The 14,416-nt window shown below is 62.3% G+C and carries 12 protein-coding genes and 1 pseudogene; 12 read left to right on the forward strand and 1 reads right to left on the reverse strand.

From position 1 onward, the window contains the following. The first annotated feature begins 2 nt into the window (after positions 1–2). From narJ to ACTJKT_RS25130, 11 genes and pseudogenes are all read left to right on the forward strand, one after another. The gene (narJ, locus tag ACTJKT_RS25080; protein WP_440788955.1) at positions 3–758 is read left to right on the forward strand and encodes a nitrate reductase molybdenum cofactor assembly chaperone; all 756 of its coding nucleotides are present in this window, start codon (positions 3–5) and stop codon (positions 756–758) included. Beyond that, the gene (narI, locus tag ACTJKT_RS25085) at positions 751–1,431 is read left to right on the forward strand and encodes a respiratory nitrate reductase subunit gamma (protein WP_009049445.1); all 681 of its coding nucleotides are present in this window, start codon (positions 751–753) and stop codon (positions 1,429–1,431) included. Before narJ ends, narI begins: the two co-directional genes overlap by 8 nt. 10 nt (positions 1,432–1,441) lie before the next feature. Beyond that, positions 1,442–2,404, forward strand: coding sequence for a peptidylprolyl isomerase (locus ACTJKT_RS25090; RefSeq protein WP_440788956.1), 963 nt, complete (start codon positions 1,442–1,444; stop codon positions 2,402–2,404). Between the two features lie 10 nt (positions 2,405–2,414). After that, on the forward strand, positions 2,415–3,407 hold the full coding sequence (gene moaA / locus ACTJKT_RS25095; RefSeq protein ID WP_440788957.1) for a GTP 3',8-cyclase MoaA: 993 nt from the start codon (positions 2,415–2,417) through the stop codon (positions 3,405–3,407). A gap of 941 nt (positions 3,408–4,348) precedes the next feature. Then, a pseudogene (locus tag ACTJKT_RS25100) lies at positions 4,349–6,354 on the forward strand (ribonucleoside triphosphate reductase). Between the two features lie 32 nt (positions 6,355–6,386). Then, positions 6,387–6,554 carry an anaerobic ribonucleoside-triphosphate reductase gene (nrdD, locus tag ACTJKT_RS25105; RefSeq protein ID WP_025810414.1) on the forward strand — a complete coding sequence of 56 codons (168 nt, stop codon included), beginning with the start codon at positions 6,387–6,389 and terminating at the stop codon, positions 6,552–6,554. Beyond that, complete coding sequence (locus tag ACTJKT_RS25110; protein WP_440788958.1) at positions 6,551–7,246, forward strand: anaerobic ribonucleoside-triphosphate reductase activating protein; 696 nt, start codon at positions 6,551–6,553, stop codon at positions 7,244–7,246. The genes nrdD and ACTJKT_RS25110 overlap by 4 nt, the downstream gene beginning before the upstream one ends. Positions 7,247–7,536: 290 nt before the next feature. Next, on the forward strand, positions 7,537–9,612 hold the full coding sequence (tssI, locus tag ACTJKT_RS25115; RefSeq protein WP_440789049.1) for a type VI secretion system tip protein TssI/VgrG: 2,076 nt from the start codon (positions 7,537–7,539) through the stop codon (positions 9,610–9,612). Then, positions 9,609–10,457, forward strand: coding sequence for a DUF4123 domain-containing protein (locus ACTJKT_RS25120; protein ID WP_440788959.1), 849 nt, complete (start codon positions 9,609–9,611; stop codon positions 10,455–10,457). The genes tssI and ACTJKT_RS25120 overlap by 4 nt, the downstream gene beginning before the upstream one ends. After that, the gene (locus ACTJKT_RS25125) at positions 10,454–11,242 is read left to right on the forward strand and encodes a hypothetical protein (protein WP_440788960.1); all 789 of its coding nucleotides are present in this window, start codon (positions 10,454–10,456) and stop codon (positions 11,240–11,242) included. Before ACTJKT_RS25120 ends, ACTJKT_RS25125 begins: the two co-directional genes overlap by 4 nt. Then, positions 11,239–13,452: a lipase family protein gene (locus tag ACTJKT_RS25130; protein ID WP_440788961.1), complete on the forward strand. Its 2,214-nt coding sequence runs from the start codon at positions 11,239–11,241 to the stop codon at positions 13,450–13,452. Before ACTJKT_RS25125 ends, ACTJKT_RS25130 begins: the two co-directional genes overlap by 4 nt. Before the next feature lie 36 nt (positions 13,453–13,488). Here ACTJKT_RS25130 and soxR read toward each other — a convergent pair whose 3' ends face one another. Then, entirely contained in the window at positions 13,489–13,974 is a 486-nt protein-coding gene (gene soxR / locus ACTJKT_RS25135; protein WP_063431439.1) for a redox-sensitive transcriptional activator SoxR, read from the reverse strand. A 95-nt stretch (positions 13,975–14,069) separates the two neighbouring features. On the opposite strand from soxR, the gene ACTJKT_RS25140 reads away from it, so the two are divergent. Beyond that, a partial coding sequence (locus tag ACTJKT_RS25140) for an efflux RND transporter periplasmic adaptor subunit (RefSeq protein ID WP_440788962.1) occupies positions 14,070–14,416 on the forward strand: 347 nt, incomplete at its 3' end.

Genomic DNA, 14,416 nt, shown 5'->3' on the forward strand with positions numbered 1-14,416 from the left:
GCATGCGCATCCTGAAAGTGATTTCGCTGCTGCTCGACTACCCGAGCGAAACCCTGATCGAGGGTCGCGACGAGCTGGAGCAGGCGATCATCCAGGCCCGGGAAATCAGCCCGAAGCAGCGCGGCGCGCTGTTCGAACTGCTGGAGCTGCTGTGCAACAACGACCTGATGGATGGCCAGGAGCATTACGGCGCGCTGTTCGGTCGTGGCCGCTCGCTGTCGCTGCTGCTGTTCGAGCATGTGCACGGCGAGTCCCGCGACCGCGGCCAGGCCATGGTCGATATGCTCGCCCAGTACGAAGCCGCCGGCTTTGCCATCGGCATCAAGGAGCTGCCGGACTACATCCCGCTGTACCTGGAGTTCCTCTCCACCCGCGACGACCTCGAGGCCCGCGAGGGCCTGGCCGATGTCGCGCACCTCTTGGCCTTGCTCGCGGCGCGCCTGGAGGAGCGTGAGAGCGCCTACGCCAGTTGCTTCCGCGCCTTGCTGCAGATCGCTGGCGAGGAGCCGCACCAGGCGGTGGCCGATCTGCGCGAGCAGGTGGCGGCCGAGCAACGGGACGACTCTCTCGAAGCCCTGGACAAGGTCTGGGAAGAGGAGGCGGTGGACTTTCTCAAGGCTGAGCAGCAGGAACGTTGCAGCGTCATGCCAAGCGCGCCGGGCAAGCCCCGGGAGGAAAGCGCGGTACCGCTGCACTGGGTGGATTTTCAGCATCAGGGGCTGGCCGCCGCGCCAGCCGGGGAGGTGGGCAATGTCTAAGTGGAATCTGTTGGTGTTCGGGATCTATCCCTATGTCGCCCTGGCGATCTGCCTGCTGGGCAGCTGGGCGCGCTTCGACCTGTCGCAGTACAGCTGGAAGGCCGGCTCCAGCCAGATGCTCGACAACCGTGGCATGCGCGTAGCCAGCAACCTGTTCCATGTCGGCGTGCTGTTCGTCCTGGCCGGGCACTTCGTCGGCCTGCTGACCCCGGCCTCGGTCTATCACCATGTGATCAGCACCGAGCACAAGCAGTTACTGGCGATGGTCTCTGGCGGCTTCTTCGGCCTGCTGTGCCTGATCGGCCTGCTGATGCTGATCAAGCGCCGGCTCACCGATCCGCGAGTGCGCGCCACTTCCAGCCCTTCGGACATCCTGATCCTGCTGGTGCTGCTGGCGCAGTTGCTGCTCGGCCTTTTGACCATAGTCGCTTCCACCGCCCATATGGACGGCTCGGTGATGGTGATGCTCGCCGACTGGGCGCAGAACACTGTGATGTTGCGGCCCATGGATGCGGCGGCGGCCATCGCGCCGGTCGGCCTGACCTACAAGCTGCACGTGTTCCTCGGCCTGACCCTGTTCGTGCTGTTCCCCTTTACCCGCCTGGTGCACATGGTCAGCGCGCCGGTCTGGTACCTGGGACGGCGTTATCAAATCGTGCGGCAGAAAATCTGAGGAGGTTGTCATGTCTGGATGTGGATGTGGCGGCGGTAAAGGCGGCAGCGGCGGTTGCGGTTCTTCGGCTCGCGAAGAACCGCTGCTGCCAGAAAGTGAAGTGGAAGTGGGCGTGCAGGCTTTCACGCCACCGAGCCCTGAGCCCGTGGCCGGCAGCGAGGCGCCTGTGCAACTGATCGCCAGCAGTGAGCAGGAGTGGCCGATCATCAGCGTCAACCAGGTGCCGATCACCCCGCAGGCGCTGGCCCAGGAGCTGCAATATCACCCGGCGCCCAGCCGCGAGGAGGCGGTGTATCAGGCGGCCAGGGCGCTGGTGATCCGCGAGCTGTTGCAGCAGCGCATCGCCGAACTCGGCCTGACCCTGCAGATCGGCGCCGGCGAGAACGAGGAGGAGGCCGCCACCCGCTTGCTGCTCGAACGCGAGGTGCAGGTGCCGGAGTGCGACGAGGCCACGTGCTGGCGTTACTACGACAACAACCGCGGGCGCTTTCACAGCGCGCCCTTGCTGGCGGTGCGGCACATCCTGCTCGAATGCGCGCCGGACGATGCCGGGGCGCGCAGCACGGCCCAGGTCCAGGCGGAGATCCTGCTGCAACGCCTGGACGAGTTGCCCGACAGCTTCGCTGAGCTGGCGCTGAAGTATTCGGCTTGCCCGTCGAAAGCCCAGGGCGGCTCCCTGGGGCAGATCAGCAAGGGCCAGACCGTGCCGGAGCTGGAGCGCCAGCTGTTCGGCTTGCCGACGGGGCTGGCGGCCAAGCCGTTGGAGAGCCGTTACGGCTGGCATGTGGTCAGCGTCGATCAGCGGGTCGAGGGCCAGGCCTTGCCTTACGAGGCAGTGGCGACGGCGATCCGCAACCAGCTGCAACAGGGCGTCTGGCAGAAGGCGGTGGTGCAGTACCTGCAAACCCTGATCGGCGCCGCGGACATCCGTGGCATTCAGCTGCAAGGCGCCGACTCGCCGCTGGTGCAGTAAGGGGAAGGCCATGAGCAATCTGATGCAGGACGGCTTCGGGCGGCAGATCGACTATCTGCGGATGTCGGTGACCGACCGTTGCGATTTTCGCTGCGTGTATTGCATGGCGAAGAACATGACCTTCCTGCCGCGCCAGCAGGTGCTGACCCTGGAGGAGTTGCAGCGGCTGGCGGCGCTGTTCGTCGGCCAGGGCGTGCGCAAGATCCGCCTCACCGGCGGCGAGCCGCTGATCCGCCCGGGCATAGTCGACCTGTGCCGCAACATCGCCGCCTTGCCGGGCCTGCGCGAACTGGTGATGACCAGCAATGGCTCGCAGCTCGAGCGCCTGGCCCGGCCGCTGGCGGAGGCCGGGGTCAAGCGCATGAACATCAGCCTCGATAGCCTGGACGGGCAGAAGTTTCGCGCCATCACCCGCAACGGCGATCTCGACCAGGTGCTGCGCGGCATCGAGGTGGCGCGCGGGGCGGGGTTCGAGCGGGTCAAGCTCAACTGCGTGGTGATGAAGGGGCGCAACTTCGAGGAGGTGCCGCAACTGGTGCAGTACGCCATCGAGCAGGGCATCGACATCAGCTTCATCGAGGAAATGCCCCTGGGCGACGTCGGCCGTTCCCGGGGCGAGTCCTTCTGCTCCAGCGACGAGGTGCGGGCGCTGATCGCCAGCCGCCATGCCTTGCTCGACAGCACCGAGAACAGCGGCGGGCCGGCGCGTTACGTGCGCCTGGAGCGCCATCCGCAAACGCGCATCGGCTTTATCTCGCCCAACAGCCACAACTTCTGTGGCAGCTGCAATCGGGTACGGATGACCGTCGAAGGCAAGCTATTGCTGTGCCTGGGGCAGGACGATGCCCTGGACCTGCGCGGTTTGCTGCGTCGTTATCCGTTGGACGACCAGCCGTTGATCGATGCCTTGCAGCAGGCTTTGCGGCGCAAGCCATGGCGCCACGACTTTAGCCCCGGAGGTACGGTGCAGTTGGTGCGGTTTATGAATATGAGTGGGGGGTGAAACTGTGTGTATATCCATTTCTTCGGTAACGGCTACTTAAGGTTCCGCCCTTACGGCGGGTCACTTTTGGCAAACGCCCCAAAAGTAACCAAAAGGTCTTGCCCCACCATTCGGTGCCTCGCTAGTGCTCGGCATGCCCTTACTCCGGTCTTGCTCCGGGGGCCGCCGCAATGGGCCATCCCTGGCCCAGTGCGGCTACCTCGGCATCCCTGCCGAGGTGCCCCCTGCGCAAGACCTGCGTTCGGCCTCTGGGAATGGGGCGGGTAGATCAAGATCAAAAGCCAAAGCCAAAGCCGGGCGAAGCTTGCTGCTTTTGCCACGCTACGGCTTTTCTGCCGGACAGGCTTTGTGTAGCCGCTGCCGAGCGCAGCGAGGCTGCGATCGGCCCGCAGGGCCGCTAAACCTGACACCTCGTAGGATCTGGGGAAACGCGGTGCCTGCCTGGCGAGTCCTTCGGCCTCGATCGCAGCCTCGCTGCGCTCGGCAGCGGCTACAGGGAGCGCACTCACCCCCAGGCCGGCCGGCAGGCCGCCGTCTTGCTCTTGCTCTTGCTTTGGCTTTTGATCTGAAGGCCCCGTTAACCACGATGGCCGAACGCAGGCATTGAGCCGTGGGTAACCCGGCAGGGATGCCGGGTTAGCCGCCCCAGGCCATGGATGGCCTGTGGCGGCGGCCCACGGATCAATGCCGGAGTGAGGGCATGCCGAGCCTAGGCGAGGCACCGAGTGGTGGGGCAGAGCGTTTTGGTTACTTTGGCGCTCTTCCAAAGTGACCCGCCGTAAGGGCGGAACCCTAAGCCGCCGTTACCGCAGAAACGGATATGCACACCACCCCAAAAAAACTTGATCACGATCAATGGCAATCCAACGCACTCTCCGTAATCTCACTGCATCTTGTGTTTTAAGAATTAAAAATATCTATATGTAGTATGTGGAGGTCAAATGCACAGCACGCTGATCAGGGTGGGCAACAACCGCCTGCACAAACGCGATGGCAGCTTGGTTGCCTTCGATGCGGACAAGATCCGCCAGGCGTTGATCGCCGCCGGCAAGGCCAGCGGCGAGTACGCCGAAGTCGAGGCCGAAGCCTTGCTCAAAGTGGTGCTGGCGCACCTTGAGGAGCATGCGCGGTTGCATGTGGAGCAGATCCAGGACCGGGTCGAGCGGGTGCTGATGGACGCCGGCTTCTTCTGCGCCATGCGCGCTTACATCGTCTACCGCGAACGCCACGGGCGCCTGCGCCGCGACCGCAAGACCCTGGTCGAGGTGGCGGCCTCGATGAACGAATACCTCGACCGCGAGGACTGGCGGGTGCAGGCCAACGCCAACCAGGGTTATTCCCTGGGCGGGCTGGTGCTCAACGTGTCCGGCAAGGTCACCGCCAACTACTGGCTGGACGAGGTCTACAGTCAAGCCATTGGCCGCGCCCACCGCGAGGCGGACCTGCATATCCATGACCTCGACATGCTCGCCGGCTACTGTGCCGGCTGGTCCCTGCGCAGCCTGTTGCATGAAGGCCTCAATGGCGTGCCGGGGNGGCCGGGCCGCCCCGGCACCTGAGCAGCGCCCTGGGGCAGATGGTGAATTTCCTCGGCACCTTGCAGAACGAATGGGCCGGGGCCCAGGCCTTCAGTTCCTTCGATACCTATCTGGCGCCCTATGTGCGCAAGGACCGCCTCAGCTACCCCCAGGTGCGCCAAGCGATCCAGGAGTTCATCTACAACCTCAACGTGCCGTCGCGCTGGGGCACCCAGACACCCTTTACCAACCTGACCTTCGACTGGGTCTGCCCGGAGGATCTGCGTGAGCAGGTCCCGGTGATCGGCGGCGAGGAAATGCCCTTTGCCTACGGCGAGCTGCAAGCGGAAATGGACTTGCTCAACCGCGCCTATATCGAAGTGATGCAGGCCGGCGACGCCAAGGGTCGGGTGTTCACCTTTCCGATCCCGACCTACAACATCACCCATGACTTTCCCTGGGACAGCGAGAACGCCGACCGCCTGTTCGAGATGACCGCCCGCTACGGGCTGCCGTACTTCCAGAACTTCCTCAATTCGGACATGCAGCCCAACCAGGTGCGCTCCATGTGCTGCCGCCTGCAACTGGACGTGCGCGAGCTGCTCAAGCGCGGCGGCGGCCTGTTCGGCTCGGCGGAGCAGACCGGCTCCCTGGGCGTGGTGACGATCAACTGCGCGCGCCTGGGCCACGTATTCAAGGGCAATACCAGCGGCCTGCTGCAACGCCTGGACGCGCTGATGGAACTGGCGATGGAGAGCCTGGAGGTCAAGCGCAAGGTGATCCAGCACCATATGGACGCCGGCCTGTACCCCTACACCCAACGTTACCTGGGTACGCTGCGCAATCACTTCTCGACCATCGGCCTCAATGGCCTGCACGAAATGCTGCGCAACTTCAGTGGCGACGAGCAGGGCATGCACACCGAGCAGGGCCGCCAGTTCGCCCTCAGGCTGCTGGACCATGTGCGCGCCACCCTGGTGCGCTTCCAGGAGGAAACCGGCCATCTCTACAACCTCGAGGCGACCCCGGCCGAAGGCACCACCTACCGCTTCGCCAAGGAAGACCTCAAGCGTTACCCCGGCATTCTCCAGGCCGGCAGCCGCGAGGCGCCGTACTACACCAACTCCTCGCAGTTGCCGGTGGGCCATACCGACGATCCGTTCGAGGCCCTGGAGCTGCAGGACGAACTGCAATGCAAATACACCGGCGGCACCGTGCTGCACCTGTACATGGCCGAGCGGATTTCCTCGACCGCGGCCTGCAAGCAGTTGGTGCGCAAGGCCCTGGGGCGCTTCCGTCTGCCGTACCTGACGGTGACCCCGACCTTTTCCATCTGCCCGGTGCATGGCTACCTCGACGGCGAACACGAGTTCTGCCCCAAGTGCGACCAAGCCCTGCTACATGCCCAGACCTCGGGCACCGCGCACTGACCTGTCTTCCCCCAACCGCAAGGAGTTTGACCATGAGCGCACAACACACATTGCCCCAGGCGCAACGCCAGCGCTGCGAAGTCTGGACCCGGGTGATGGGTTATCACCGCCCGGTCTCGGCGTTCAATCCGGGTAAACAGTCCGAGCACCGCGAGCGCGTGCACTTCACCGAACAGGCGACCGCGGCAGGGCGCCAATGAGCCGAAAGATGCGGGTCGGGGGCATGGTGCCCCTGACCACTCTCGACTACCCGGGGCTGCTCGCCTGCGTGCTGTTCTGCCAGGGCTGCGCCTGGCGTTGCCGCTACTGCCACAACCCGCAACTGATCCCGCCGCGGGGTAGCGAGGAGCTGGACTGGTGCCGGGTCCTGAGTTTCCTGCAACGCCGCCAGGACCTGCTGGACGCGGTGGTGTTCAGCGGCGGCGAGCCGACCCTGCAGGACGGTTTGCCGGGGGCGATGGACGAAGTGCGCGCCATGGGTTTCCGCATCGGCCTGCACAGCGCCGGCATCAAGCCGGCGGCCTTTGCCCGGGCGGTGGCCGGCGCCGACTGGGTCGGCTTCGACGTCAAGGCCTTGGCCGAAGACGCCCCGATGCTCACTGGCGTCCCGGGCAGCGGCAAGGCCAACTGGCGCAGCCTGGAGCTGTTGCTGGCCAGTGGCGTCGACTACGAATGCCGCACCACCCTGCACTGGCACCTGTTGCAGCCGGCGCGCCTGCTGCTCCTCGGCCAGCGCCTGCAAGCCCTGGGGGTCAAGCGCTTCGCCGTGCAGATGGTGCGCACCGCGCGCATGCTCGACCCGCAATTGCCCAGCACGCCGCAACAGGTGCTGGTGCCCGACCTGTGGCAGCACCTGCGCGAGATGTTCCCGGTGTTCGTGTTGCGCGGTTAGGGCGGGGCGCGCGGGCGACTGTCCAGAACCAAGGTCGATTCGACCGTTGCATTAACCTTGGAGCCCTCCGGGCATCAAGGTTGTTCAACATCGTGGCCGGTGTTCGATGCTCCGTCTCTCCTCATTTGCTCCCTCCGTGTGGTAGGAGCAAATCTACTTTGCTCGACCGAATTTCAGAAACCTCCCACATACACCCCCAGCGCAAATTGCTAGCTTCGCTGCAACAAAACCTCAGCAGGATTTCCAAAGACCTGCCAGGGGCACTGCTGTTCAGCTTGAGGAAAAGCAAAATGTTTGCGCCTGCCCATACTGCGCATTTCACGCTCTCGATCCCCTCTGTTCGCAATGACTTCAGGGTGCTGGCTTTCGACGGCACCGAAGCCCTCAGCACCCTTTATGGGATCCGCGTCGAACTGGTCAGCGAGAACCCTGACTTCGACCTGGAGAGCCTGCTCAATCAGCCGGCCTTTCTCCGGTTTGGTCTCAATGGCGAAGGCCTTCATGGGCAGATCGAAGACCTGTATGTGGGAGAGGTGGGCAAGCGCCTGACGCGCTATCACCTGACCCTGGTGCCGGTATTGCACTACCTGCAGTTCAGCTTCAACCAGCGGATCTTCCAGCACTTGACGGTGCCGCAAGTTGTCGCCCAGGTGCTGGGAGGCCATGGCATCCAGCCCGACGCCTATACCTTCAATGTCAGTACCAGTGCGGAGCGCGAATACTGCACCCAGTACGGGGAAAGCGATTTCGAGTTCATCCAGCGCTTGTGCGCCGAGGACGGCATTGCCTGGCACCATCAGCATTCGGCCGAGGGCCATCTACTGGTGTTCAGCGATGACCAGACTTTTTTCCCCATGCTGGGGGATACGCCGTACCAACAGGATACGGGCACGGTAGCGGACCATCCGGTGGTCAATCGGTTCTCCCAGCGTTTCAGTACCCGTACCAGCACCGTGACGCATCGCGACTACGATCTGAAGTGTCCCAGCCTATTGCTCGAAAGCCAGTTCACCGCGGAGTTTCAGCCGGCGCTCGAGGACTATCGCTACCCCGTACCTATCACCACGCTGGAGCGCGGCAAGGTGTTGGCCAGGCAGGCCCTGGAGCGGCATCGCGTCGACTATCAGTTGGCCGAAGGCCAAAGCGATCAGCCGACGCTACGCAGCGGGCACTTCTTCAACCTGACCGAACACCCGCGCAAGAGCTGCAACGATTTGTGGCTGCTGTTGAGCGTCACGCATTCCGGCCGACAACCGCAGTCACTGGAAGAGTCCGTGACCAGCGATACCCAACCCGAGGACGGTTTCACCCAGGGCTACCGCAACAGCTTCACCGCCATTCCGTGGGACGTATTTTTCCGTCCGCCATTGCTAACGCGCCGGCCGCTGTCTGGCAGCCAGACCGCCCGGGTCACCGGCCCGGCCGGAGAGGAAATCTTTTGCGATGAGTTTGGCCGGGTGAAGGTCGAACTCCATTGGGACCGCCTGGAGCTGGGCAGCGACAAGAGCAGTTGCTGGCTACGGGTAGCGTCAAGCTGGGCCGGAGAAAACTTCGGCGCGGTGACCATTCCCCGCATTGGCATGGAAGTGGTGGTGAGCTTTCTTGAAGGCAACCCGGACAACCCATTGATTACTGGTGTCGTACCGAACAAGAGCACACCGGTGCCGTACCCTCTGCCGGCGAATAAAAGCAGAACCGTGTTGCGCAGCCGCAGCACCCCGGACAGTGGCGGCTACAACGAACTGTCGATCGAGGATCGGTCCGGGCAGGAGTTGATCTATCTACGCGCGCAGCGTGACATCGAGCAACTGATCCTCAATGACAGCGACACCAAGATCGGCAACGACCGGCGCGAACAGATCAGCCGGGACAGCCACAGCCTGATCGGCAACGATCGTTTTGCTCAGGTGGACGGAAATAGCGCCAGCCTGGTCAAGGGTGACGAACTGCACACGACCCAAGGCGTACGGAACACCCAGATCGTCGGCAATGAGCTGCTCTCCATCTCGGGCAATGGCAGCATCACCGTAGGCGGAACCTGGGTCGTGCAGGCGGGGCCACAGGCCCGCGTCACTGCCACTGATGTGGTGGTTGATGCGAGCACAAGCCTGACGCTTAAAGCGGGTGGCCAGCACATCGTTATTACCTCTGGGGGGATTTTCAGCAGTGTGCCTATCGTCCTGGGCGGAGCGCCTGTGGCAGGCATTTCGCCACAGCAGGCCCTACAGGCACTGGCCGATGAACCACAGACCATCGTTGCCAATTCGTTGGCGCTCGTTGCTGCCGCCAAGCAGCGCGCTGCGGAATTCTGCCCATTGTGCGAAGCCTGCCGCGACGGGCAGTGCGCTATTGGAGAAGTTGCATGAGTACGCCCGAACAATGGATGCGCGTCCAGGGTGAACTCGGTCAGCGCCTCTACCTGATACTGGACTCCGTTGGTCAACTGGAGGAGCGCAATGCGCTGCTCAACGAGTGGGACAACGACCAGTACCGCAATCTGTATATCGGTACGCCCGCCAGCTCGTTGGTGGCGGTGGCGCCGTACCTGTTTCAACTCGATACCCTTGATCATCCGATCATCCAGGCACTGCTCAAGTCACCTGAGCGGCATTGGGGGTGGCTGGCCAGCAGTGCAAGTGGCGATCTGGATCTGTTGACTGATCATTGGCGCGCCCGCCTGGTGACGGGCGAGCGGCCGAATCAGGCCCTCTATCGTTTTCATGACAATCGCGTCCTGGGACGAGCCTTGGCACACTTGCGCCCTGAGCAACGCAGCGAGTTCCTCGGGCCGATAGCCAGCGTGTGTTATTGGCAGGATGGGCAATGGGCAGCCGCCTACAATCCCGCCCCGGGCGAGTACCCGGTACCGCCGGCCCCGGCGTGGCTTGTTATTCCGCCAACCGCGGACACCGCTGCCGGCGTGCAGTTCGACAACGTCCGGTGCTACCTGATGGTTGAACAGATCGAGCGGCTGGCCAAGCTGGCCGAGCAACAGAGTGTGGACGCCTGGTTGCATGCCCAGTTAGCGTTGGCCCGCATATGGGCCTGGCAGGAACCTGAACAAGTCAGGTTTCTGCTCGTGCAATGTTTGCGGGCGCCAGGTTATGTCCTGCCCGGGTACTGGTCACCCCAGGACAACGAAACACCGATGGCGCACTTTGCGCGCGTGTACCAGGAAGCACAGTTTTGGCAAGGAGACGCCTTCGTATGAAACGCACCATTCAAAACCTGATGCTGTGCAGCGGGCTGGCACTGACGCAGGGCTGCGTCGCCAAGTCCAACAGTTTCACCTTCACGGCCGACTTGCCTGCGGATTTCGCCTACGTCGCGGCGGTGTTCTATGTGCCCGCCAAAGGGCAGACCTGCACGGTGGCCAGGGCAGACAACCTGGCGCCGCAGTTCAACCGTGAGTGGCGGACTGAATACAAGCCCGATGCGCAAATCGAGATACGCCGAACCCGCAATGGTTGCCGATTAGTGGTAGACCGCGTCGAGCTGGATATCAAAGCGGTGTACGGCAAGAGCTGGAGCACGGTTGGCGTTGATACCGCCAGGATTGCAGTGCGCGAAGAACTGCCCGAAGCGGTTAAAGGCACGTTCAACGCCGCCGGGGAAAGTGAGTTCTCTGGCCAGTGCCAATGGCTGTTTCGCACGATTGGACCCAATCGCTACATCACCAAGATCCTCGACTGCAAAAAGACGGATGCATCCGGTGCACTGCTGAAGGGGCATCCTTTTGCGGCCTACACCCTGGATCAACTGCCGGGTAAGACCGTGAGGCTGAAGATCAAGCTGGCCGACGAGGAAAGGCCATATATGAAGGACACCTGGGTCAAGGTGCCCGGTGGTTGGAAGCGCTGCATGGGCAAAGGATTCGAAGACCAATACGCGTTTTGCTACGGCAATTACAAGGATTTCAGCACCTTCAAAATGCCCGATGGCCGTAGCTGCACCATCTATCCGGGCTGCACTGAAGACAAGGAGATGACCCCATGAGCCTTAAGCCGATGGAGGAATGGGAACTGCCTTTCTTCGATATACGCATGCATGCTTGCCCAGAGCGTACTCACTCAACCAGTTTTCAGTTGGTGGACGAGCGGGGAGAAGGCAAACCCTATGCTGGCTTGGCCTATGAGGTCACTGACTACGAGGGGGCCATCTACCTCGGTATTCTGGACGAAACCGGATCTGGAAAGGTTAATCGACACTATTGTGGGCCGGTAGTGCTTAAACTTGATCAGGCTTATCAAGGGCTTGAGGATATCTATACAGCTTTAAGTGGAAGAGACCATTACCCGCTCCCTATCACCGAACTGCAAGTCCGTGCGGAAAAAACTCGCTTCTTGAACCCAAGCGGCGCCCGAACTCAGTCCAACCCCGCGCAAGAGCAGGCCGATTTCTTCTGTCAGGTCGAGGTGAGCGAGTTGGTAGGGCATTGCGCCCACCTACCGCCCCTGGCGCCCCGCAACTTTCCGCCGCAGCACCATGTGCACTCGCTCATGCGTCAGCCAGAATCGGAAGGTTCTAAACCTCCCCGGATTCGAGGTATTGCGCTGTTGCCGAACAAGCATCATGTGCTGGAGGTACGTCCGCTGCGAGCGCTGAGCCCCTTACTCTCCACGGACAAGGAGTTCTGCTCGCTCAACCTGTACCAACTGGCATTGATGGCGACCCTGAGCTACAGCCCGTTTGGCCAAGTCCCTGACACACAGCCGGTGGTGAGCGATAGCGTGAGTTTCCCGACTCAGCCCAGCGTCGGTAACTGGTTTGGCGATGGGCTGGCCAGGTTCGATGAGCTTTGGCGGGTCGAAGCGAGCCAGGCACCCAAGGAAACCTACTACCCCCTATATGCAGACGTGGCGTATTCCAAGCGTCTGGAAGTCATCCCTTTCGACCCTGAACTGTACCCAGAGGTGAACAGTCCTGATTTGGGGACGGAGCAGGAGCATCCCGCCAAGCTCCACTTTTTTGATGATGCGGGCAAGCAGGGTGGTACCGACTCTCAGGTGTTTATCACCCATAACGATGAGCTGGTTTTGCTGGCGATACGGGGGACCGCCGGGGGGCCTGACATGCTGCGTGATATAGACGCTGCACAGGTACCTTTCGAGGAGGGCGTGGGCAAGGTACATAACGGCTTCTATGGTTCTGCAAAGGCCGTTCGGACCTTCGTCGCAACTTACCTGGATAAATTCTACAGCGGGCAGAAGCTGGTAATTACCGGTCACAGCCTGGGCGGTGCCGTGGCTTTGCTGGTCGCGGAAATGCTGCGGCGCGAGGAACGGTATGCAGCGGACATCCTGCTCTACACCTACGGCAGCCCACGCGCAGGCGACAAGATCTTTGTGGAAAGCGCCCACGCGTTGAGGCACTACCGCATGGTCAACCAGAACGACCCGGTGCCGAGTGTCCCGGCTCCTTGGATGAAGACCTCCTGGGGCATGACTGGCCTGGGTGCCATTCTGACGTTTGTCAACGTCCCCGCAGGGCTGGCTGTATTAGCCCTGAGCCCGGTGAACATGACCGGCGAGCCTTATACGCACCACGGCGAGCTACGCCACTTCATGCCGCTCTCGCTAAAGGGCGGTGACCGGTCTGCGATCCTCTGGACGCCGGGCTGTGAAACCGTCACCGAGCATGCAGGTGCGGTATGTGCCAAAGCGTTGAAGGCGGAAGGCGGTTTACCCGATCGTGGTGGACTGATACGCCAGATACTGGACAACGCCGATCACAAGATGGTTGCCAGCTACATCCCCCACTGCTGGGCTTCCTTACGTCGCTGGCAAGAGGCGCTGAAGCAGAAAAGCGCCTCGGTGACGGATACAGAGCTTTTCGAGGTAGACAAGGCCCTGGAGGAAATCACCAGGCAAATGATGAAAGAAATCTCTGATTCCACCCCAGCAGGAAAATTCAAGGCGTCCCAGCTACGAGACGAAATCGCCAAGGTACGGGAGACCCGACTTCGTCTGCTGAAATTAAGCAAAGACCCTGTCACTGAGGCGAAGGTCTATGGATTGATCGCCAATCAGCCCGAAGTACTGGCAATGAGCCTGGAACGCTGGTTAGCGCATCCCTTCAATCGCGTGCCTGAACAATTCGCGATGGCGCCGCCGGACGCCGACAGCAATGATCGTGCGATTGCCTCCTTGGTGGGCGGCCACGTTCCAGGCGCTGCCTTCGATCTGAATATTGATGCGATTGGCTGACGTCAATCACAAGACACGGGTCAGCCATCGTCCGGATCAATCCGCCTCCTGCCCAGGAGCAACGACAATCTTCTGGTCCCCCAGCCAGCGCCGGGCGCCGCAGCCGTTGCGCGAGTAGATGTCCTCGGGGTTGTTGAGCCCGCAGTGTTCCAGCGACATGCAGCCACAGCCTATGCATTCCTCCAGGTTCATGTTCAGCCGTTCGAGTTCGGCGATGCGTTGCTGCACCCGGGTTTTCCAGGTGGCGGTCAGGCGTCGCCAGTCCGCGCCCGCCGGTGCGGTGTTGATGGGCAGGCCGGTCAGTTGCTGGATGATTTCATCCAGGGAGAAACCGATGCGCTGGGCGAACACTATGTAGGCGATCCGCCTGAGGACCGAGCGCGGGTAGCGGCGGTGGCCGCTGCCCACGCGGATCGAGTGGAGCAGCCCGCGGGACTCGTAGAAACGCAGCGCCGAGGCCATGACGCCGCTGCGCCGGGCGACTTCGGTGATGGTCAGCAGCGGCTCGCTTGATTTGTTCATGGGCCCTCCGAAGGGGCTTTACTTAAAGTTCACTTTAACTTTTATATTCCGCCTGCCTATAAATCAACAGTGCAGTGACAGCGGAGTCCACTTTCATGAATCGAATTCGCCGGGTGCTCGGTCGAAGCAGTTCTTCAATCCATCGACTGGGAGCGCTGTGCCTCCTGTTGGCGCTGGGCGGCTGTAACGAAAAGGGCGAGCCGGTCGCCGCCGCGGCGCCGGTGGTCGAGGTGACGACCGTGAGCGTGCAGGCGGTGCGTGAGTGGGACCTGTTCAATGGCCGCATCAGCGCGATCGATGCCGTCGACCTACGGCCGCGGGTCAGCGGTTATGTCGACCGCGTGGCGTTCCGTGAGGGCGACGAGGTGGAAAAGGGCCAGACCCTGTTCGTCATCGACCCGCGTCCGTACCGCGAGGCGCTGGCCAGTGCCCAGGCCCGGCT

Origin of the sequence: Pseudomonas sp. 22526, from assembly GCF_052044735.1 — a bacterium.
Taxonomy (GTDB): Bacteria; Pseudomonadota; Gammaproteobacteria; order Pseudomonadales; family Pseudomonadaceae; genus Aquipseudomonas; species Aquipseudomonas piscium.